Annotated in this window: 20 protein-coding genes and 1 tRNA gene; 12 read left to right on the top strand and 9 right to left on the bottom strand. The window is 60.5% G+C overall.

The features are described 5' to 3' along the window. Positions 1–11 precede the first annotated feature (11 nt). The 5 genes from EKM85_RS03260 to EKM85_RS03240 all read left to right on the top strand — a co-directional run bounded on the left by EKM85_RS03260 (position 12) and on the right by EKM85_RS03240 (position 5970). Positions 12–1127: an ABC transporter ATP-binding protein gene (locus EKM85_RS03260; protein ID WP_125584839.1), complete on the top strand. Its 1116-nt coding sequence runs from the start codon at positions 12–14 to the stop codon at positions 1125–1127. Further along, positions 1117–2067 carry an ATP-binding cassette domain-containing protein gene (locus tag EKM85_RS03255; RefSeq protein WP_125584838.1) on the top strand — a complete coding sequence of 317 codons (951 nt, stop codon included), beginning with the start codon at positions 1117–1119 and terminating at the stop codon, positions 2065–2067. The genes EKM85_RS03260 and EKM85_RS03255 overlap by 11 nt, the downstream gene beginning before the upstream one ends. Before the next feature lie 129 nt (positions 2068–2196). Then, a tRNA-Leu gene (locus EKM85_RS03250) sits at positions 2197–2280 on the top strand. Between the two features lie 179 nt (positions 2281–2459). Beyond that, positions 2460–4202 (top strand): ABC transporter ATP-binding protein, encoded by a 1743-nt coding sequence (locus tag EKM85_RS03245; protein ID WP_125584837.1) that lies wholly within the window; start codon positions 2460–2462, stop codon positions 4200–4202. Next, positions 4177–5970 carry an ABC transporter ATP-binding protein gene (locus EKM85_RS03240; RefSeq protein ID WP_125584836.1) on the top strand — a complete coding sequence of 598 codons (1794 nt, stop codon included), beginning with the start codon at positions 4177–4179 and terminating at the stop codon, positions 5968–5970. The genes EKM85_RS03245 and EKM85_RS03240 overlap by 26 nt, the downstream gene beginning before the upstream one ends. A gap of 142 nt (positions 5971–6112) precedes the next feature. On the opposite strand, the gene EKM85_RS03235 is transcribed toward EKM85_RS03240, so the two are convergent. Next, positions 6113–7450 carry a metallophosphoesterase gene (locus EKM85_RS03235; protein ID WP_125584835.1) on the bottom strand — a complete coding sequence of 446 codons (1338 nt, stop codon included), beginning with the start codon at positions 7448–7450 and terminating at the stop codon, positions 6113–6115. 80 nt (positions 7451–7530) lie between these two features. Between EKM85_RS03235 and EKM85_RS03230 the strand changes: the two genes are divergently transcribed. Continuing rightward, positions 7531–8640, top strand: a complete 1110-nt coding sequence (locus EKM85_RS03230) for a competence protein CoiA (RefSeq protein ID WP_125584834.1) — start codon at positions 7531–7533, stop codon at positions 8638–8640. A 169-nt stretch (positions 8641–8809) separates the two neighbouring features. On the opposite strand, the gene EKM85_RS03225 is transcribed toward EKM85_RS03230, so the two are convergent. Both EKM85_RS03225 and EKM85_RS03220 read right to left on the bottom strand, forming a co-directional pair. Further along, entirely contained in the window at positions 8810–9421 is a 612-nt protein-coding gene (locus EKM85_RS03225; RefSeq protein ID WP_164510641.1) for a DsbA family protein, read from the bottom strand. Positions 9422–9537: 116 nt separating this feature from the next. Further along, positions 9538–10131, bottom strand: coding sequence for a CYTH domain-containing protein (locus EKM85_RS03220; RefSeq protein ID WP_125584832.1), 594 nt, complete (start codon positions 10129–10131; stop codon positions 9538–9540). 104 nt (positions 10132–10235) lie between these two features. Between EKM85_RS03220 and EKM85_RS03215 the strand changes: the two genes are divergently transcribed. From EKM85_RS03215 to EKM85_RS03200, 4 genes are read left to right on the top strand one after another with little or no spacing between them, the layout of a single operon-like run. Next, positions 10236–10952 (top strand): GTP pyrophosphokinase, encoded by a 717-nt coding sequence (locus tag EKM85_RS03215; protein WP_125584831.1) that lies wholly within the window; start codon positions 10236–10238, stop codon positions 10950–10952. Beyond that, positions 10927–11736 carry an NAD kinase gene (locus tag EKM85_RS03210; protein ID WP_125584830.1) on the top strand — a complete coding sequence of 270 codons (810 nt, stop codon included), beginning with the start codon at positions 10927–10929 and terminating at the stop codon, positions 11734–11736. Before EKM85_RS03215 ends, EKM85_RS03210 begins: the two co-directional genes overlap by 26 nt. Then, positions 11726–12622 carry an RluA family pseudouridine synthase gene (locus EKM85_RS03205; protein WP_125584829.1) on the top strand — a complete coding sequence of 299 codons (897 nt, stop codon included), beginning with the start codon at positions 11726–11728 and terminating at the stop codon, positions 12620–12622. The genes EKM85_RS03210 and EKM85_RS03205 overlap by 11 nt, the downstream gene beginning before the upstream one ends. A 16-nt stretch (positions 12623–12638) precedes the next feature. Beyond that, positions 12639–13508: a DegV family protein gene (locus tag EKM85_RS03200; protein ID WP_125584828.1), complete on the top strand. Its 870-nt coding sequence runs from the start codon at positions 12639–12641 to the stop codon at positions 13506–13508. A gap of 67 nt (positions 13509–13575) precedes the next feature. Here EKM85_RS03200 and EKM85_RS03195 read toward each other — a convergent pair whose 3' ends face one another. The 6 genes from EKM85_RS03195 to EKM85_RS03170 form a co-directional block, all read right to left on the bottom strand. Further along, on the bottom strand, positions 13576–14037 hold the full coding sequence (locus EKM85_RS03195) for a hypothetical protein (RefSeq protein WP_125584827.1): 462 nt from the start codon (positions 14035–14037) through the stop codon (positions 13576–13578). A 45-nt stretch (positions 14038–14082) separates the two neighbouring features. Further along, on the bottom strand, positions 14083–14721 hold the full coding sequence (locus EKM85_RS03190; protein ID WP_164510644.1) for a copper homeostasis protein CutC: 639 nt from the start codon (positions 14719–14721) through the stop codon (positions 14083–14085). Positions 14722–14733: 12 nt separating this feature from the next. Beyond that, entirely contained in the window at positions 14734–15555 is an 822-nt protein-coding gene (locus EKM85_RS03185) for an undecaprenyl-diphosphate phosphatase (protein ID WP_125584825.1), read from the bottom strand. Between the two features lie 233 nt (positions 15556–15788). After that, positions 15789–16823: a lactonase family protein gene (locus EKM85_RS03180; protein WP_125584824.1), complete on the bottom strand. Its 1035-nt coding sequence runs from the start codon at positions 16821–16823 to the stop codon at positions 15789–15791. 214 nt (positions 16824–17037) lie between these two features. Then, complete coding sequence (locus tag EKM85_RS03175) at positions 17038–18015, bottom strand: GMP reductase (RefSeq protein WP_125584823.1); 978 nt, start codon at positions 18013–18015, stop codon at positions 17038–17040. A 311-nt stretch (positions 18016–18326) separates the two neighbouring features. Next, complete coding sequence (locus tag EKM85_RS03170; protein WP_125584822.1) at positions 18327–19274, bottom strand: magnesium transporter CorA family protein; 948 nt, start codon at positions 19272–19274, stop codon at positions 18327–18329. A gap of 70 nt (positions 19275–19344) precedes the next feature. Here EKM85_RS03170 and EKM85_RS03165 point away from each other — a divergent pair, with 70 nt between their 5' ends. Together EKM85_RS03165 and EKM85_RS03160 are read left to right on the top strand one after the other, a co-directional pair. Further along, entirely contained in the window at positions 19345–20172 is an 828-nt protein-coding gene (locus tag EKM85_RS03165) for a methyltransferase domain-containing protein (protein WP_125584856.1), read from the top strand. A gap of 271 nt (positions 20173–20443) precedes the next feature. Further along, the gene (locus tag EKM85_RS03160) at positions 20444–20953 is read left to right on the top strand and encodes a tRNA (cytidine(34)-2'-O)-methyltransferase (protein WP_125584821.1); all 510 of its coding nucleotides are present in this window, start codon (positions 20444–20446) and stop codon (positions 20951–20953) included. The last annotated feature ends 32 nt before the right edge of the window (positions 20954–20985 follow it).

The raw sequence follows: 20985 nt of genomic DNA, 5'->3' as shown, positions 1-20985 counted from the left end.
GGGGAGTGACAATGAGTGACGAAAAAGAACCAATTCTGAAAATTGACGATCTCTCCGTTCACTTCCACGTTCGCGGGAAGACCCTGAAGGCCATTCACCACGTCTCGATGAATCTTTACGAGGGTGAAGTGCTGGCAATCGTTGGTGAATCCGGCTCTGGGAAGTCGGTGTTGACCAAGACGTTTACCGGGATGCTTGAAGAAAACGGTGAGATCGCTGGCGGGACGATCGTCTACAAAGGCAAGCACCTGGAGAAGCTGACTAAAGATAAGCAGTGGGAAGGCATTCGCGGGAAGGAAATCGCAACGATTTTCCAAGACCCAATGACGTCACTGGACCCAATTCGGACGATCGGTTCGCAGATCGCCGAAGTGGTGGTCAAGCACCAGGGCAAGTCCAAGGCTGAAGCAAAAAAGATCGCGATCGAGCTGATGGATCGCACCGGGATCCCGAATGCGGCCGCCCGCTACAACGAGTACCCGTTCGAGTATTCAGGCGGGATGCGTCAGCGCATCGTGATCGCCGTGGCCCTGGCTTGCCACCCGGACATCCTGATCTGCGACGAGCCGACCACCGCGCTGGACGTGACGATTCAGGCTCAGATTCTGGACCTGATCAAGGACCTGCAGCACGAGTACGGCTTCACGACGATCTTCATTACCCATGACCTGGGTGTCGTGGCCGCAATTGCCGACCGCATTGCCGTCATGTACTCCGGGCGGATCATCGAGTACGGGACCTGCGACGAGATCTTCTACGATCCGCGGCACCCGTACACCTGGAGCCTGCTGTCCTCGCTGCCGCAGCTGGCACAAAAGGGCGGCGAGCTGTACTCGATCCCCGGCACGCCGCCGAGCCTGTACAAGGACATCGTCGGTGACGCCTTTGCCCCGCGCGACCCGTGGGCGATGAAGGTTGATTTCAAGGCTGACCCGCCGTTCTTCAAGGTCTCTGATACCCACTACGCTAAGACCTGGCTCTTGGATCCGCGGGCGCCGAAGACGGAGAAGCCGGCGTTGATCCAGAACCTGCACGAACGGATGGCCGCCACCGTGGCTGAGTCCCACCTGGAGAACCTGGATCTTACCCGCACTGACGCAAAGGAGGACGAGACAGATGGCGAATGATAAAGAAACGATCGTTAGCCTGAAGGATCTGGAAATCTCCTTTGGCAGCGGCAAGAACAAGTTTGTGGCCGTTCAGGACGTCAACTTTGACATTTTCAAAGGCGAGACGTTCTCACTGGTTGGGGAGTCCGGCTCCGGCAAAACAACCATCGGCCGCGCAATTTTGGGGATCAATCCGACCTCAAACGGGACCATCACGTTTGAAGGCGACCAGATCAATGGCAAAATTTCCGAGAAGAAGAAGCACACGATCGAGCGGAAGATCCAGATGATCTTCCAGGATCCCTCGGCCTCTTTGAATGACCGGGCCACGGTCGACTACATCATCTCCGAAGGGCTGTACAACTACGGGCTGTTCGACTCTGAAGAGGACCGCATTCAAAAGGTGCGGACCATGCTTGAAGAAGTCGGACTGCTGCCGGAGCAGTTGTACCGCTACCCCCACGAATTCTCTGGCGGCCAGCGTCAGCGCATCGGGATCGCCCGGGCGTTGATCATGCAGCCGGACCTCGTGGTGGCCGACGAGCCGATCTCCGCGCTTGATGTGTCCATTCGCGCGCAGGTGCTGAACCTGCTCAAAAAGTTCCAGCGCGAGCAGGGGGTTACCTACCTGTTCATCGCCCACGACTTGTCCGTTGTGCGGTTCATCTCTGATCGCATCGCCGTCATTCGCGCCGGCCGGATCTTGGAGCTGGCGCCGACGGAGGAGCTGTTCACGAACCCGATCCACCCGTACACCGAGGCGCTGCTTTCGGCGGTACCGGTACCGGATCCGCAGATCGCCCGCACACGCAAGTCTTACGTTTACGATCCAAGCATGCACCATTACGAAACCGACAAGCCGAAGTTTGTCGAGATCAAGCCTGGCCACTTCGTTTACTGCAACGAAGAGGAAGAGGCGCGTTACATCAAGGAATTAAAGCAGCAAGGTCAGCTTTAGACTGTGCCATTTGGCCCCCTCTGAATTGCACGGCCGTGTCCCCGCTCACCAAGAGCGGGGATTTTTTGGCTTGATTGACGAAACTTGTTGGCAAAGGGCGCGGCGCTTGCTATAATTACTGTTGTTGTTGCCGCAATGGCGGAATTGGCAGACGCGCAGTGTTCAGGTCGCTGTATGGTTATCCATGTGCAGGTTCGACTCCTGTTTGCGGCATCAGGCGATAACGGACCGGTCATCTTCGGATGGCCGGTTTTTTTGACCGAAGCCAAATAGTTGACAGGCGCTTTGGCGGGGTTAAACTGAATTCATTAAGGCACGGCGAAGGGCGCTGCGAATCTTGAGTCTCACGGAGACATTTGATTCGTAGCGCTTTTTGCGTGGAGGTGGCCAAGGTGTTTAAGATCCTGATGCAAAACATGCACGGCAAGGTGCGCCTGGCGTTCTTTCTCGCCCCGCTGGTGATGCTGGTCGAGGTCTTTTGCGATTTGCAGCAGCCGACCTTGATGGCGGACATCGTCGATTCCGGCCTGGCCAAGGGGGACATGGGTTTTGTCGCGAGGACGGCCGCGTTGATGCTGATGTTTGCGCTGATCGGGATCTGTGCAGGCGGGGGCTCCGGTGTGCTGGGCAATTACGCCTCGCTGCGCATGGGCCAGAGCCTGCGCAGCAAAATGCTCATGATCGCACTGAACTCGCGCGCGGCAGGCGGGCTGCCGCCAGCAACGCTGATCACCCGCATTACCAACGACGTGACGCAGATGCAGAACCTGGTCATGATGCTGACGCGCGGCATGGTGCGTGCCCCAATGCTGATGCTCGGCGGCGTTGTGATGTCGGCGCTGGTGTCACCCAGGCTGGCGCCCATTCTCTTTGTCATTTTGCCGCTGCTGTTTATTTATACGCTGGTCGTGATGCGGCGCAGCCTCCCGCTTTATCTGGACATGCAAAGCAAGGTGGACACGATGAACCGGGTGATGCGCGAGAACCTGCAGGGCGCACGGACGATCAAGGCTTATGTCTTGGAGCAGCACCAACAGACGCAGTTCACGCAGACCAACACGGCCCTGCTGTCCAGCTCGGTGCGGGCCGCGATGGCGACCGTCCCGCTGGCGCCAGTCATTCAGTTCTTCCTGAACCTCGGGGTGGTGATCGCGTTGGGGTACGGGGGGATACTCGACGTGCGCGGCGTGATCCTGGACGGTCAGATCATTGCGTTTATCAATTACATGATCCAAATCACTACCGCAATGGTGATGACGGTGAACATCATTACGGCGTTTTCGCGGGCGATCACCTCGGCGACCCGTGTCTCGGCGGTGCTGGCCGAAAAAGTCGGCGAGGTGGCGGTCGGCAGTGCCAGGCAGGCGCCGGCAGGGTCAAGTGTGGCCTTCGAGCACGTCACGTTTGGCTATGACCAAAGCAAGCCGATCCTGGACGATATCACCTTCACCGTTCCGGCCGGCCAGTGGCTCGGCATTATTGGCACCACCGGCGCGGGAAAGTCGAGCCTGATCAATCTGCTGACCCGCAGTTTTGACGATTACCGCGGCACCATTTGGATCGGCGGGGTGGACACCAGGCAGCTCGACTTGGCGGTAGTACACCACAAGGTCACGGTGGCGACGCAGGACGCGATGCTGTTTTCCGGCACGATTCGCCACAACCTCACGTTTGGCAAGGCGGCGGCCACGGATGCCGAGCTGGCCGCCGGCGCCCACTTGGCCGATGCGGACGAGTTCATCGCGCCGCTGCCCCAGCAGTACGACGCACCGGTCGAGCAGGCCGGCAAGAACTTCTCAGGCGGCCAGCGCCAGCGCCTCAACATTGCCCGGGCGGCCGTGCCCGACCCGGACATCCTGGTGTTTGACGACGCGACCAGTGCGGTCGATCAGACCACCAACGCCCGCATCCAGCGCCGACTGGTTCAGGCGCGCACCGGCCGGACTACGCTGATCATTTCGCAGCGGGTGGCCAACATTATGCACTGCGACCAGATCATTGTGATGCAAGAAGGCCGGCTTTCGGCAGCAGGGACCCATCAGCAGCTGCTGGCCAGTTCACCGTTTTACGCGCAGCTGGTGGCGACGCAGCTGGGAGGAGGAATGAGTCATGCAAGTCATGAACCGGGGGCCTAGGCACAATCTGCATCAGGAAAAGGCGCAGCTCAGCAACTGGCCGCAAACGGCAAGGCGGGTCTTGTCATACGTCGGGTTCGCCCGGGGCAAGCTGGCAATCGTGTTCGGGCTGACGGTGTTCACGACGGCCGCCACCATCGTCGGCAACCGGATCAATGGCATCGTGGTCGACCAGTTCCTGAAGGCCAGCAAGCTCCCTTTGCTGGAGCTGATCTGTCTGGTGCTGGGCGGCATGTACCTGCTCGCCGCGGTGTTCACCTATTTTCAAAATTCGGTCACAGTCAAGGTGGCGCAGCAGGCCGCCGCCGATATCCGGCGTGACATCTTTGCCAACCTGCAACAACTGCCCATGCGCTACTTTGACACGCATGATAATGGCGACATTATGTCGCGCCTGACCAACGACGTCGACAACATCAATACCGCGATGATGCAGACCTTCGTTCAGCTGTTCACCGGGATCATTGCCGTGATCGGCATGGGGGCGGCAATGCTGGTCCTGTCGCCGCTGCTCACGCTGATTGCACTGGCGGCCTCAGGGCTGACCTACCTGTTTACCCGCGCGGCGGCGAAGGTGACCCAAAAGGCGTTCGTCACGCAGCAGGAAGCGCTAGGCGCCTTAAACACGCAGATTGAGGAATCAGTGTCGGGCAAGCAGGTCGTCCAGCTGTTTGACCACGAGGCAGAAACCATGGCGACCTTTGACGAGACCAACGCGCGTTACACCCACGCGGCGTTCATCGCGCAGTCCGTCTCTAGCTTCATCGGCCCGGTCAACAACGGGACCAATAATTTGGCCTACCTGGCCATCACGGCCGCCGGGGCGGTTTCGATCCTTTCGGGCAGCCAGACGATCACGGTGGGGATCATTTTTACTTTTCTGATCTACCTGCGCAACTTCACCGGTCCCATCAACAACGTGCTGGACCTGATCAATACCTTGCAGCTGTCCTTGGCCTCCGCCGAGCGGGTGTTCGAGGTGGTGGATGAGGTGCCGGAAAAAGACCTGCCGAACGCCAAGCACGTGACGACGACCACGGGCCGCGTCGAGTTCGACCACGTGGACTTTGCTTACGACCCGGGCCGACCGATTCTCCATGACGTCAGCCTCGTGGCCGCGCCCGGGCAAATGATCGCGCTCGTGGGGGCGACCGGGGCGGGCAAAACCACGATCATGAACCTGCTGACGAACCTTTATCCGCTCGAGTCCGGCCACGTCCTGCTTGACGGCCGCGATGTCACGACCCTGCGCCGGGCCGATCTGCGGCACCTGATCACCGTGGTGCAGCAGGAGCCGTTCATGTTTCAGCTGTCAATCAAAGAAAACATTCGCCTTGGCCGGGCGGACGCCAGCGATGAGGCAGTGGTCTTGGCCGCCAAGCAGGCCCATGCCGATGGCTTTATTCGCCAGCTGAAGGACGGCTACGACACCGTACTCGCGGAAAACGCGCAAAATATCTCGCAGGGCCAGCGCCAGCTGCTCAGCATTGCCCGCGCGTTTATTGCGGCGGCGCCGGTGCTGGTCCTCGACGAGGCGACCGCGTCGATCGACTCAAACACGGAGGCGGACGTCCAGCGGGCAATGGTGGGGCTGATGAAGGGCAAGACGAGCTTCGTGATCGCCCACCGGCTATCGACGATTCGCCACGCCGACGAGATCCTCGTCATCGATGGCGGCCGCGTGGTTGAGCGCGGGTCGCATGAAGCCTTACTCAAGCGCGGCGGTGCGTACGCGGCGCTTTACAATAGCCAGTTCGACCAGGCCTGATGAAGTGGGCCAGCCGTTCAGTTCAGCCGGCAGAATCGGCTTTACGGCCGCCCCTCGGCGTACCAAAAAGTGCCTAGCTGCTGCACTAGATTGCAGCGGCTAGGCACTTTTGCTTGCGATGAAACCCGGTGGCACCGCCACGCTACTTGGTGGCGATCACTTGGTGCAGGTCATCGCGGTCATGATCTTGGATGATCGAGTTCATGTAACGGTGCATGCTGGGGATGCGGTTGTCGATGCGGTAGCCTTTAGTCGCGCGCAGTTTGGCGGCGGCCGCATCAGAGAGGTTATCTTGGCCGGTGAAGTAGCGCCAGTTCAGCTCGCCAAGAAAGGCGACGCCGGCATTTTCAGCCTTTTTGCTGAGGTGGTGATCGTACAGACTATTGAGTGCGAGCGCCTCCCCGTTTTGCAGGAACAGCCGCTTGAGGTAGGCCTGGTAGTGCCGCAGGTCCGGATTGTGGCGCTCCTTGGCCGTGAGGACAGGGACGACGTTGACGCCCTTGCGATCGTACTTGAGCGAGGTGGGAGTGAGCCGGACGACGCCGTAGCCGGCCGGGGAGATCGAGAACGCGCCGTTCACGATCTCCACCGGCGCGCCGGCCTTGCCGCTGCAGATATCCTGGGCGTGAATGTGGCCGGAAAACAGGACCGGCACCCGGTAGCGCGCCAGCAGTTTGCGCAGGGCCGAGGCGTTGTTCAGGACGTAGCCGCGGTTGACCATCGCGTTGTGCGAGTATAGGTTGTGATGCATGAAGACGAGGCTGGTGCGGCCCGCCTTTTTCGCCGCGGCCAGCTGCGCGTGCAGCCAGCTCATCGTGGCCGGTTTAAGTTCGCCACCGGTGTTGGGGTTACGATTGCTGGGCTGGATCGGGTAAATGTTGGAGTCGAGCATGATGAGCTGGTAGTCGCGGTTGAGCGCCACCGTGTAGCTGAGCGAGGCGGTGTCCTCGCTGGTTTCATGGCGGTAGCCGTCGCTAAAAATATTGCGCCAGTCGGTGGGGCTGATCTGCGCGACCTTCAGCTGCTCATGCCCCTGGTATTTTCTGGCCCAGCCGTCGTAGATGTCGTGGTTGCCGGGAATCGCAAGCACGTGGATCCCGGCCTGCTGCAAGGGCGCGAGCCGCTTGACCAGGCTCTCGGCGCTGGCCTTGGCCCCGTTCAAGGTGACGTCACCCGTGAGGATCAGGGCGGTTGGCCGGGGCCGGGCGGTCAGGGCCTCGTGCACCAGGGCGCGCACCGCGACCGGCTGGTAGTTGAGGTCCTTGCCGGCGGCGCTGAGCTGAATCTCTTTGTAGGCGGTCTTTTGGTCGTGCAGGCCGGGGGCGATGAAGTGTGAGTCGGAGAGGACCCAGAACGTTGGCGTGCGGCTGGCCGTTAACTCCTTAGCCGCCTGGGCCTGATGAGGGACCGCTGCGGCGACCCCCCAGGCGATCAAGGCCATGACGGCCAGTGCGCTGATCATTTTTGCCAACCACTTCATCAAAATCTCCCCTATCCGCTGATTAATTCGATTGTACCGCAGTTAGTCGTGCCGCATAAGACTGAAGCGGGGGTCAGGCCATGGAAATGGCAGGTAAACGGCGTAATCTCTTTCAGGAGGTGATGACGATGCTGGTTGCTTTGGCCGCTGATGGCCGGCTGGTCACGCTGCGCAGCCACGAGCAGGCGCGGGCGCTGGCTGGCCAGGCGTTTTACTGTCCGGCGTGCCGGGGACCCCTGCGGATCAAGAACGGCCCGCAACTGATCGCGCATTTTGCCCACCTGGACCACGCCTGCGCGGCTTCCAGCGAGCCGGAAAGCGAAACCCACCTCGCGGGCAAGTGGTACTTGGCCCACTACGGGGAGGCGCTGGGCTTCACCGTGACGCTTGAACAGTACTACCCAGCGATCCAGCAGCGCGCGGACGTGGTGTGGGAAGAAGGCGGCCGGTCGCGTGTGCTGGAATTTCAGTGCAGCGGCATCAGTCCCGCGCGGCTGTTGGCCAGAACGCAGGGCTATCAAAGCTTGGGCCTGGAGGTGATCTGGATCGCCGGGCCGCAGTACCACGCATCGTGGCCGGGCGGCAAGCAGGCGCGCTTTCTGCGCTGGAGTGAGGCGGCGGGCTTTCACCTTTGGCAGCTCGACCCGGCGCGCAGCCAGCTGGCCCGCCTTGAGCTGACCGCGGCGGCCGTCGTGGCGACGGTCTACCAGGGTCGCCAGCCGCAGGTGACCCGGCGTGCGTACGCCGAGCCCTTGACGACGCGTGCCAAGGCGGTCCAGCAGGCACTGGTCCACCGCGATGCCAAGGTGCTTTCGCTGCAGGCCCTGGCCGGCCGGCAGGGGCTTAACCTCGGCGGGGTGCCGTGGGCAGTGCACCAGCAGCTCCGGCATCTGCCCGGCCTGGACACTGCCGAGTGGCTGATCCGCAGCGCCTGGCTGCTGCAGTTTCAGGGCGGACCGATCGAAAAAGCGGCCGAGGCCGCTTTTTGGCGAAGCTATTCAAGCGTGAAAGCGCCGCAGCTGGCGCCGGGCCAGCTGCAGGCCGCTGTGCGCCAGCAGTGGCTTCAGCTCCTGACGGCCGGCGGGTACCTGGCGCCGACGCCGCAAGGGTGGCACTGGCTGCGGCAGCCCCGCTGGTATCGCACCGTGGACGAGAAGCTGCAGGCACTCGGCCAGGCCGGCCTGCGGTAGAAGCGGTCAAGTGGTTACACCGAGGGGGTAACAGTGGGTGGTCGCCCACCATCTCGGCGGGGCTCACCAACACGCGTGACAAAAAGCGTCTCTGCGCAGCGATTCCGCGAAGGATCGTCGGGCAGGGACGCTTGCGTTTTGGCGCGCTTTCTTGATTCAACCGCTTTGGTCAGTTGAGCGACCGCAGCAGGGCCCGGGAGGGCTGGATATCGGGCTGCGTGATCACCGTTTGGACCACTTTCTTAAAGCGCTCGTAGGTCTTGACGTTGCCCAACCGGATCCCTTCGGTCGGATTGGCGGTGTTGAAGACGACCACCGCGGGCGTTTCAGTGATGCCCATCTCAAGGGCGATGGCTTGGTCAGAGGCCAGGCACTGGCTCATTTCCTCCCGCGCCCGGTCTTCCTGGAAGGCTTCAAGGTCAAACCCCACCTGTTTGACGTCTTCAAAGGCCTGCTTCAGATCGTAAGGGGCAGCCGGCGTGGCCAGCGCGGCCTGCTGTTTGATCAAAAGCTTGCGGGCTTTGACGTTGCCCTGAAACTGGGCGGCCTTAAAGTCGACAGCGACCTGATACGCGGTGTTGAACAGCTGGTTTCTCAGCGCTAAGTTGTGGGGGTCGAGGTGCGCTTCTCTCATGTACTGATCGATGACCGGAAAATTGACCAGAGGGACGAAGCGCAGGCTTACTTTCTGGGTCAGTTCCCGGGCAAGCCGCTGGACCGCGAGTTCGGCCTCGCGGCAGCGGTTGCCGATGGGATTGATGAACAAAAAGAGTTCTAACAAGGCGGTTTCCTCCAGTTTGGGATGATAAGCAAGCGATTAAGGTTTAGCTAACGCCGAAGCGTGGGCCAAGCGGCGGTTGTTTATCCTTACCTTACCAGAAATCTTATCAAAGACAATTAATCAGCTTGTGAAATAATCACATTCGCGAGGGCCCGTTGCACCTTGTTGGTGGCCGGCTGAGCGGTGATCGCAAACTCGGCCAGCAGCTGCGTCCAGTACGCCTTCGCCGCCTGGGCGTCGTGGTACTCCAGCTCCAGTTCCCAGTCGCTCGTGTCATTGGGGTAGTGGGTCTCGTCGAGCGTCAGCTTGCCGGCGGGCTGATCCAAGAGGCGACGGCGGGTCACCGCCGCCGCAAATTGTTGCAGTACGGATGGCGCGATCTGCTGGCTCAACAGGTAGTCGCGAATCTGGCCGTGGGTGGCGATACTGTTTGCCCGGATCAGCTGCCGGGCTTCGCTGACGGTCAAGGGGTCCGTCATTTCTTCCAGCAGGCGGTTGGGGCCTTTTGGCAGCTTGAGGGTCTCCTCAGCGCGCGTGTTGAACTGGCGGATCCGCAGGCCCAGGCCGGCGTGCTGCAGGCGAAAGTCAGGGGTGTCGTAGTAGGTGTTGACCTGGCCGAACGCGGGGGTAAACGCCAGCTTGGCCTGCAGTGCTGCGGCCTGGTCCGCCGTGATCAGGGTCTTGAACTCTTGCTCGGATTGAATACTCATACATTTCACCTCGCTTATCAGTATACTGCTTCTCTTTGAGCCGAGGGGTGGCGGCCCTCGCATTTATGGTAAAATGAAGCAGAATGAGATGCGGAGGGCTGACCATGCAGCGTGATTGGGAAACGTTTTTGATGCCGTACGAACAGGCGGTAAAGGAACTCAAGATTAAATTCCGCGGTATGCGCAGCCAATTCCTGCAGGAAAGCCGGCACTCGCCGATCGAGATCGTCACCGGCCGCGTCAAGCCGGTGGATTCAATTATCGAAAAACAGTCGCGCCGCTACATTGCCGATGATGTCCTGGAGCAGGACATGCAAGACATCGCCGGTCTGCGGATCCAGTGCCAGTTCGTTGAAGACATCTACGAGGTGGTGGCCCTGATCCATCAGCGGACCGACATGAGGGTGGTCGAAGAGCGCGACTACGTGACGAACGTGAAGCCGTCCGGTTACCGCAGTTACCACGTGGTGATCGAATACCCAGTGCAGATGGTCGAGGGCGAAAAGAAGCTGCTCGCGGAGATCCAGATCCGGACGATGGCGATGAACTTCTGGGCGACGATCGAGCATTCGCTGAATTACAAGTATCAGGGCGAATTTCCGGACGCCTTGAAGGAGCGGCTGAAACGGGCGGCCAAGGCGTCTGCGCTGCTTGATAACGAGATGTCCGAAATTCGCGAGGAGATCCAGGAAGCGCAGCGGCTATTCTCCTATGGTAAGGGGCAGAACATGCCACGCCGCCTTGATGGCCCAGACGATGACCAAAGCACTGCCGGCAAGCAAAGGATGAATGACGATGCGGATCACGATCCAAGCAAATAACAACGCAAATTCCCAAGCCGCGCGTCAGAAGCTGATCAAGGGGCTGAAAGCGGCGCATTTCGAAGTTGACGTGCCCAAGCCCGAGGTCGTGATCACGATCGGCGGGGACGGCACGCTGCTGTCGGCGTTTCACCGCTACGCCGACCGCCTGGACCAGGTGCGCTTCATCGGGGTCCACACGGGCCATTTGGGCTTTTACACCGACTGGCGCGACTACGAAACCGACGCGCTGATTGCGGCTTTGCAGCGCGATTCCGGTGAAAGCACGAGCTATCCGCTGCTGGACGTCCTGGTCGACTACGAGGACGGCACCACGGCGCATTTTCTGGCGCTGAATGAAGCCACTTTAAAGGGGACCTCCGGCACGATGCGGACCGATGTCTACGTGAAGGAGAATTTTTTTGAAAGCTTTCGCGGGGATGGCCTGTGCGTCGCCACGCCAACGGGCTCGACCGCCTATTCTAAGTCAAACGGGGGGGCGGTGATCCATCCGCGGCTGGCCGCGCTGCAGATGACGGAGATCGCCTCGATCAATAACCGCGTATTTCGCACCCTGGCTGCGCCGATGATCTTGGCCCCGGACGAATGGGTGTCGCTGCGGCCGGAGCCGTTCCAGGACTACGTGATGTCGATCGATCAGTTCACCGCCAGGCCCGCAATGATCAACGCGATCCGCTTTAAGGTGGCCGCCGAGAAGATCCGCTTCGCGAGCTACCGGCACATGCATTTCTGGGACCGGGTGGAGGATGCCTTCATCGGGGAGAAGAAGCCCGATGCGCTTTAAGTGGACGTACCAAGGCCCGCGCGTGACGCTGCAGACGTTCCTGCAGCGCCAAGGCTTCTCGTTGGCCCAGCTTAAACAGTTGAAATTTCATGGCGGGTTTGTGTTTGTGAACAAAAAGCAGCGCAACACCGCCTTTACTTTGCGCCCTGGCGACGTCGTGTTCCTGCAAACAGCGCCGGAAGTTCCTGCCGATAGTGTGGTGCCGTTCCCGGCCAAGCTCACGATCGCTTACGAGGATGAGTACCTCCTGGTGGTCGATAAGCCGGCCGGGGTGCCGTCGATCCCGGACGTCGGCAAAAGCCCGGACACCATGGCGAACCGAGTCAAGGCCTACCTGATCAAGACCCACGCCGAAAGCACGGCCATTCACGTGGTCACCCGGCTGGACCGCGACACCAGCGGCTTGATGCTGTTTGCCAAAAGCGGCTTGATCCACAGCATGCTGGATGCTCAGCTTCACACGGACGACCTGCAAAAGGAGTACCGGGCCCTGGTCGCCGGCGGCCGCGCGCTGCCCGCTCACGGCTGGCTGATCCTGCCGATCGGCCGCAGCGGCGGCTTCTACATGAAACGGGCCGTGGTCTTGGGCGGTAAGCGGTCGGTGACCGAATTTGAAACGCTGCGGCAGAATCACCGCGGGGCCTTGGTGGCCGTCCAGCTGCACACCGGCCGGACGCACCAGATCCGGGTCCACTTTGCGGCGATCGGGCACCCGCTGTACGGTGACGACATGTACGGGGGGCCAGCCGGCATTGCCAGGCAGGCGCTGCACTGCGCGCGCCTGCATTTTTGGCACCCCGTACTGAAAAAGCCCATCGATTTGACGGCGGCGCTGCCGAAGGATATGTTATCCTTGGAAGACGAGTTGGGCCTGGCCCAAAAATAGTGAGGATGTGGGAAAGATGTACCAACTACTGACCGATTCTGCCTGCGATCTGCCCCGGCAGACGCTTGAGGAGGCCAACGTGGCCTTCGTGTCGTTTCACTTCAACGTCGAGGGCCAGGATCTGACCGATGACATGGGGGGCTCCTACGAGCTCAAGGATTTTTTTGAGAAGATCAAAAGGGGCGTGATGCCATCGACCTCCGCCATCAACGTCGGCGAGTACGTCGATTTCTTCACCCCGTACGCCAAGGCTGGCACCCCGGTGGCCTACATCGCCTTTTCCAGTGGCCTCAGCAGTTCGTTTGAGGCCGCGACCGAGGCCAAGGCAATGGTGCTGGAGCAGTATCCCGACGCCCAGATCGAGCTGGTTGACACGCTGGCCGCCTCGGCTGGCGAGGGGCGCATGGTGCTTGAGGCGATCCGCCTGCAAAAAGAAGGCAAGAGCCTGGCGGAGCTGGTGGCGTGGTTTGAGGAAAACCGGCTGCGGCTGCAGGAGTGGTTCACGGTCGACGCGCTGGACTACCTCTACCACGGCGGCCGGGTGTCCCGCACTTCGGCGGCCCTGGGGACCTTGCTGAACATCAAGCCGATCATGGACGTTGACCCCGGCGGCCATCTGCGGGTGGAAGCCAAGGTCCGCGCGCGCAAGCGGTCGTTGATGGTGCTGGGCGATAAGATCCTGGCGGCCCTGCCGGCCGATCCGCAGCAGCCTGTGCTCATTGCTGCTGCCGGGGATTACGCCGCGGCCAATGAGGTGCGCGACCACATCCTGAGCCAGGCGCCGGACGCCAACGTCACGGTCGGCGACATCGGGCTGACGATCGCGAGCCACACCGGCTTTGGCTGCGTGGCGGCCTTCGTGATGGGCGCCGAGAAACGTCAATAGCTAAAACCAAGGCGCCTTGCCGCATGCTCTAGGAGCTGCAGTAAGGCGCCTTTTGCGTGGCTTAATGTCAGACTGCAAGCGCAAAGGCAAACAGTGTCGCCGCTGACCACTGGGGCGCCGCGCTGGCGGTAAACCCGTTCAGGGTCAGCATGCCCGCCGCATTTTGCAGGCAGAAACCGCGCGGGCCGCTGCCAAGCGCGGGGCTGGCGACGAAGACCCGGCCGGCGGGCTGCTTGCGCCACTGAAGCCGCAGTTCAACGGCCACCGCCAGTGGCACCAGCTTCAAGCCGGCGTGCTGGGCGGCTTGAAGCAGTGGCGAAAGCGCCACGGGCCCAGTGAACCCGAGCGCGGAGGCGGGGATCACGCCGATCCGCACGGCGTAGGGCCGCTCAGGGTAAACGGGCATGCGCTGCAGCAGCTGCTGGGCGTTAGCATCGGCAGTGATGCCGTACTGAGTTAAGGCGGTCGTCAGTTCCTTGCGTGTTCGCCCGCCAACCGTCAGTGCAAGCGTGGTGAATTCAAAGTCCATGAGTCCCTCCAAAAAAAGACCCCGGCACGGCCGGAGTCTGGGTGCTTACTTGAACGCAACGACCTTGGTGCCGTGTGCCTGCTTGACGCCGATGGCCGCGGTGACTTGCGCGACGTTGGCGGCGGTGATGCCGCCGCCAGGTAGGATCTCGAGCTTGCCCGCGGCCATTTTGACCAGTGCCTGCAGGTGCGCTTCCGTCTGGTCGATTGGCAGGCTCAGCGGCCCGCCGTGGGTCAGGATGCGGCTGACGCCTTGGGCGGCCAGCCAGTCAATGGCGGCCTGCTGACGGGCTTCAGGAATAGCGTCAAAGGCCATGTGCATCACGACGCTCATCCCGCCGGCCGCGGCGATGAGGTTCTCCATGGCCTCTTCGTCCAGCCAGCCATCTTTGGTCAAGACCCCGAAGGCGACGCCGTCCGCGCCGAGCTCCTGGGCCACGAAGAGGTCGGCCTCCATGATCTTCAGCTCGGTGTCGGTGTAGACGAAGTTGCCGCCGCGCGGCCGGATCATGCAGACGATGCTGGCATCGTGCTCGTGGACGTAGCGGATCGCCTCGGCCATCACGCCGCGCGACACGGTGGTGCCACCAACGGCAAGGTTGTCGTTGAGCTCGATGCGGGCCGCGCCGGCACGCAGGGCCGCCGGAATGTCAGTAAAGTTTTCAACACAAGCTTCTTTTAACAGCATGGGAACCTCCTATAAGAACAGCACCAGCAGGACCACAAGGCCCAGCGCGATGCGGTACCAGCCGAACGGCTTGAAGTCGTGCGTCTGTACAAATTTAAGCAGCCACTTGATCGCGATGATGGCGACCAAGAACGAGACGACCATTCCCGTCAGCAGGATGGCCCACTGTTCGCCAGAAAAGGCGTTGCCTTTCATCAGGTACGAGCCGATCTTCAGGATCGAGACGCCGACCATGGTGGGGATGGCGAGGAAGAAGGAGAACTCCGTCGCGACGTACCGGCTGGTGCCGAGGATGATCGCGCCGAGGATCGTGGCGCCGGAGCGGCTGGTCCCAGGAACGATGGAAAGGGCCTGGAACAGCCCGATGAAGAGGGCGGTTTGGAAGCTGATGTCGGCCAAGGTCGCGATCTTCGGTGCCCGGTTTTTGAAGTAGTTCTCGATGATGATGAACAAGACCCCGTACAAGATAAGCATGGAAGCCACCACGATCGGCTTGTGCAAGTGGGCGTCCATGAAATCATTCAACGGCAGGCCGATGACCACCGACGGCAGGACCGCCACGATGACCTTGAACCACAGCGTCCAGGTCGCCTGGCGCTCGGGCTTAGACTTACTTGGCGCCCAAGGGTTGAGCTTGTTGAAGTAAAGCAGCACCACCGCCAGGATGGCGCCGAACTGGATCACGTATTCGAACATGGCCATGAATGCCGGGTCCTGGTTGATCTTGACGATCTGGTCGACCAAATCGATGTGGCCGGTCGAGCTGATCGGCAGAAACTCCGTGAGCCCCTCCACGATGCCGATGATCACGGCTTTGAATATATCTAGCATAATGTCCTCCTCAAAGTTACCAATGGGTCCAGTATACCGGACGGAGCGCCGTTGACCATGAGGATTCGGTAAAATTTAGGAAAAGATGTGCCCTAGCGCCAAAAAAGACGACGCCGTCAAGCGGTTTTCCCCCAAAGCACAAGCGCCGCCGCACCGCGATTCGTTGTTAGAATCGCGGTGCGGCGGCGCTTGATGGCACGCGACTAGGGCATTTTAGCTGAATCGCACACCCTTTAGGCTTTCAGGAAGACCACGTTCACGGCTTCTGGCGCCACGATGTCTTTCTTGACGGTTGCCAGCTTGCCCGTATCGCTGTCGCGGCGGTACAAGGTAGCATTGTTGGTATTCTGGTTGACCGCCAGCAAGTAGTTCTCCGTGAGGTCCAAGTTGGCATCCCGCGGGAAGTCGCCTTCCGTTGAAATCTGCTGAACCTCAGTCAACTCCAGGCCATCCTCGGAAATCGCGTAGACGACGACGCTGTTGTAGCCGCGGTTGGTGGCGTAAATGAACCGGGAGTCCGCGGTGATGCGGATCGCCGCAGCGCCGTTGTGCTTCGTCCAGTCCGCCGGGATCGTCTTTTGGGTCTGACCCTGGGTGAAGGTGCCAGTCGCAGCGTCATACTGCAGGACTGAGATCTGACTGGAGAGCTCACCGAGCAGGTAGGCAATGGGCTTATCGTGGTGGAAGGCCAAGTGACGGGGGCCAAAGCCCGGCGCCAACTTCAAGATCGCCGGGGTGCCCAGCTTGCCGCTGTCGTCAACTGGATAGGTGTAAACCTCGTCGGTGCCCAGGTCGATCACCGCCAGTCGGCCGTCCGGGGTCAGCGCCGCGAAGTGAACGTGGGCGGCGTCTTGCTCGGGCTTGGGGCCGTGGCCGTGGTGGCGGGCCACGTCGGTCGCAGTCAAGGTCCGGTCAGCGTTGATTTTGTACACGTTGACTCGGCCTTCGTGGTAGTTCGCGGCAAAGACCAGCTGCCGCTTCTCGTCGATCGACACGTGGGCCGGGCTGGTTCCTGGCTCCAGCACGGTGTTGAGCAGCTGCGGCGGCGTCTGGTTCAGGTCGAAGGCCGCGACCCCGCCTTTGCCGTCGCCGGCGTCCACTAAGTAGGCGGCGTTCGCCTTGGAGACTGCCAAATAGGTGGGGGAGCCGACACTGGTGATGTATGGCTCCGCTTCACTCAAACTGCCGGTTTCGGAATCAAAGCTGGCGCGGTAGACACCCTGGCCTTCATGCCGAGTGTAGCCGCCAAACAATACTGTTTCTTTCAAAATATTGCCTCCTTGCGCAAATGCGTTCCCAACCATTATACCAGAAACCGGATACAAGCACCGCTCGCGCTATGCATCCTGAGTCAGCCGGCGGAGGCAAGACGGCAAACGCGCACTTAGCCCGCTTCGAGAACGGGACCAAAAAACGCCCGAGCTTCGCGATTGTTTGGTGCCGATCACGAGGTCCAGGCGTTTTTGCCGCGGCGCTGCAGGCTTAGTACTGGTCGCCGTTAAAAATCGAGTTTTTGACGATGACGTAATCGACAGCCTTCAGTGCGCCGAGGTCACGGCCGCCGGCGTAAGAGACAGCCGATTGCAGGTCCTCTTGCATCTCGGTCAGGGTGTCTTTGATCGAGCCTTTCACGGGCAGCAGGATCTTCTTGCCCTCCACGTTGTGATGCGCGCCTTTTTGGTACTCGGAGGCGGAGCCGAAGTATTCCTGATACTCCTTGCCGTCTTTGACGATGTGCTTGCCCGGGGTCTCTTCGTGGCCAGCAAACAGGGACCCGATCATGCACATGGTGGCCCCAAAGCGGATGCTCTTGGCGATGTCCCCGTTGTTGCGGATCCCGCCATCCGTGATGATCGGCTTGCGCGCGGCCTTGGCGCACCAGCGCAGGGCAGCCAGCTGCCAGCCGCCGGTGCCAAAGCCGGTCTTCAGCTTGGTGATGCAGACCTTACCCGGGCCGATGCCCACTTTGGTCGCATCCGCGCCGGCGTTCTCCAAATCGCGCACGCCCTGGGGGGTGCCGACGTTGCCGGCGATGACGAAGCTGTCCGGCAGGTATTTTTTGATGTGCCGGATCATGTCCATCACGATATCGGCGTGGCCGTGGGCAATATCGATGGTGATGTACTCGGGCACCAGTGCGGCGCCGGCCAGCTCCTTAATGAAGGAGAACTCCTCTGCCTTGACCCCGACGGAGATGGAAGCAAACAGCCCGGCCGCATGCATGTCTTGGATGAATTGCGCCCGCGTCTCCGGGTTGAACCGGTGCATGACGTAGAAGTAGCCATTGGCCGCCAGCCACTTGGCCAGCGGGGCGTCGATGATGGTCTGCATGTTGGCCGGGACCACTGGCAGCTTGAACGTGTGCCCGCCAAAGACGACGGTGGTGTCGACCTCTTTGCGGGAGCGCACCACGCACTTGTTTGGGATCAGTTGAATGTCTTCGTAGTCAAATATTTCCATGCTTATCGTCCTTTCACACGGTGAGAACTCGAGCGGCCGTTGCCGCACCACGCGCTAATATACGGTAAGTGTTCGGAAAAGTCAACTTCTGACCGCAAATATAAAAATATCGTTCGTTACGTAGCGAACAATATGCTTGCCGGCGGGTGTCAGCCGCCCTTGCTCGCTGGCGCTCGGCAGTGTCCCGGCGCGTAAACGCCCCTGCTGAGGCAAAAGGCGGCGGCGGCGCAGCAAAAATCCCTGCGGCATGGCTAAAAACTAGTCATGCCGCAGGGATGCGGGGGGGCAATGCGCGCCTCGGTTTGCCAGTCCTAAAAGTACCGGTTTTTCCAGAACTGAAGGCCGATCAGGACGGAAATGATCAGGGAAATAACGATCGTGATGATCCAGGAGACGTGCATGCCGGCCCATGGCAGGTCCATGTTCATGCCGTAGAAGGAAAAGACGAGGGTCGGAATGGTCAGAATGATTGAGTAGGAGGTCAAGAACTTCATCACGCCGTTCATGTTGTTGTTGATGATGTTCGAATAGGTGTCGGTGGTTTCACTGATGATCGAATTGGAGATCTGGGCCATCTCGATGCCCTGCTGATTTTCGATCAAAATGTCGTCAAGCAGGTCGGCCTCGTCTTCGGTCAAGTGCAGCGGATCGGTGCGCACAAGCGCCTGCAGAACGTTGCGGTCGGTGCGCAGGCTCATCATGAAGTAGACCAAGCCGCGCTGAATGCCCATCAGGCCGTACAGCTCTTCGTTGCGCAAACTGGTTTGCAGCTTGGCCTCAAGGGCTTCGCGCGCTTTATTGATGTCGCGTAGGTAAGTCAGATAGGCGGCCGTGGCCCGGGTCATCATTTGCAGGGCCGCCTGGTTGGCGTTGCGCGGGTCGAACCCGGGGACCTTGTTTTCGGCAAACAGGGCGAGCAGCGGCTGCGGCTGCGTGTCGATCGTGATGAGCGCGGTCGGGGTGATGATAATGGCCAGCGGGATCGTTTTGTAAGTCACCCGCTTTTTAAGGTCCAACGCGGCGATCGGCATGTCAAAAATCAGCAGGTGAACATCCACGTCTTCGTCGTACTCGTAGCGCGCGCCTTCATCGGGATCGAGGCCGTAGAAGAGAAAATCCTCAGGCACGCGGGTCTTTTTCTGAAGGGTGATCAGCTCGTCTTGGCTGGGGGCGGTCACGTTGATCCAGACGCCCGGCTCGATTTTTGTTTGCGGCCGCACGCCGCCTTTTGTATCATCGAATTTATAGACAGAAAGCATTAGGGACCTCCGCAGACGTTTTCTTAAGTGTACTATAAAAAGGTGAGAGTTCGCGGGAAAGGAATGCATGATGCGAAAAATTGAGGAAAAGGCTGCGGCCATGGGTAAGCTGGGGCTGTTCAGCTGTCCGGTCTGCGGGGAAAAGCTGGGGGTCGAACAAACGAGCCTCAGCTGCCCAAATGGCCACCGGTTTGATCTGGCCAAAAAAGGGACGGTCAACTTTCTGGCCAAGCCCAGTCAAACAGAGTACGACACCCCGATGCTGGAGGCGCGGCGCCGCGTGCTTGAGGCGGGGTTCTTTGCGCCGTTTGTGGACGCCATCAGTCGCCAGTTAGGCCCGCAGGATGTGGTGCTCGACGTGGGATGCGGTGAAGGCACCCCGACTGCCCAGCTGGCTGCAAGCGGGGCGCAGACCGTGGGGTTTGATATTTCCGCGCCGGCGATCGCACTGGCCGGACGGCTGGCGACGCCGGCGGTGTTCTGCGTGGCCGATCTGGCAAGGTTGCCATTTACCGCGGCGAGCTTTTCGGCCGTGGTTGACCTCTTTTCACCAGGGGCCTATCAGGAGTTCAACCGGGTGCTGCGCCCGGGCGGCCGAGTGTTTAAGGTGATCCCGGCCGCCGGGTACCTCCAGGAGCTGCGCACGGGGCTTTACGCCGGCACGGCCAAGGCCACTTACAGCAACCAGGCGGTGCTGGACCGGTTTATGGCCGCTTATCCGCAGGCCGCGCAAACGCCGCTGGCGTACGATTTTCCCGTGACGGCCGCGCAATTTGCGGACGTCCTTAAGATGACCCCGCTTTCCTGGCAGGCCGATCCCGCCAAGCGGGCGGCGCTTTTGGCCAAGCCGCCGCGCTCGATCCACGTGGCCGTCGTGCTTCTGACCGTCGCGCCGTGAGCTGGCGAGGCGTTTTTGCTCGGGTGAAAGCGCTAAATGTGCCGGCGGGGCTTGCAACCTTGTGACTGCGGTGTTAAATTACTCTTAAGCATTTTTATTTCTGGCTTTTATCAGGGCTTGCTTTTGGGAAATTGATAAAAGTTAGCGATGAAAAACTTAACTAACGTACCGTCTCGCCGTGCAGTCACCGAGGTGGTGCGTTTTTTTGTCGGGTGCAAAGGCGCTGCGAGGCAGCGGCTTTGCCTGCGTGCTGATCATGGAGGCCAATCAAGTGACAAATCATATTGTGCTTTACCAACCGCTGATCCCTGCGAACACGGGCAACATCGCCCGCACCGCGGCGGCGACTGACAGCGTGCTGGATCTCATTAAACCGCTCGGCTTTTCCGTCGATGACAAGCACCTCAAGCGTGCCGGGCTAGACTACTGGGCGGCGGTCAAAATCGTGTATCACGATTCCTTGGCCGCTTTCATGCAAACGGTGACGGCTCCTCAGCACCTTTACCTGGTTTCCAAGTTTGCTGAGCAGACCTATTCGGACGTCGACTACAGCGATCCGGCGGCCGATCACTACTTCATGTTCGGCAAGGAAACGACGGGGCTGCCGGAGCCGTTCATGCGGGCCAACCCGGAGAAGGCCGTGCGCATTCCCATGACGGATAAGGTGCGGGCTTTGAACCTGTCGAACTGCGCGGCGCTGGTGATCTACGAGGCACTGCGCCAGCAGGCCTTCGCGGGCCTTGAACGTAGCCACACTTACCCGCACGACAAACTGAAGTGAGAGCGAAGCGGCCACTTTGACCGCTTTTTTCT

Source organism: Lacticaseibacillus jixianensis (assembly GCF_003946485.1).
In the GTDB taxonomy this organism is placed as follows: Bacteria; Bacillota; Bacilli; order Lactobacillales; family Lactobacillaceae; genus Lacticaseibacillus; species Lacticaseibacillus jixianensis.
This window is presented reverse-complemented; position numbering and strand designations above follow the sequence as displayed.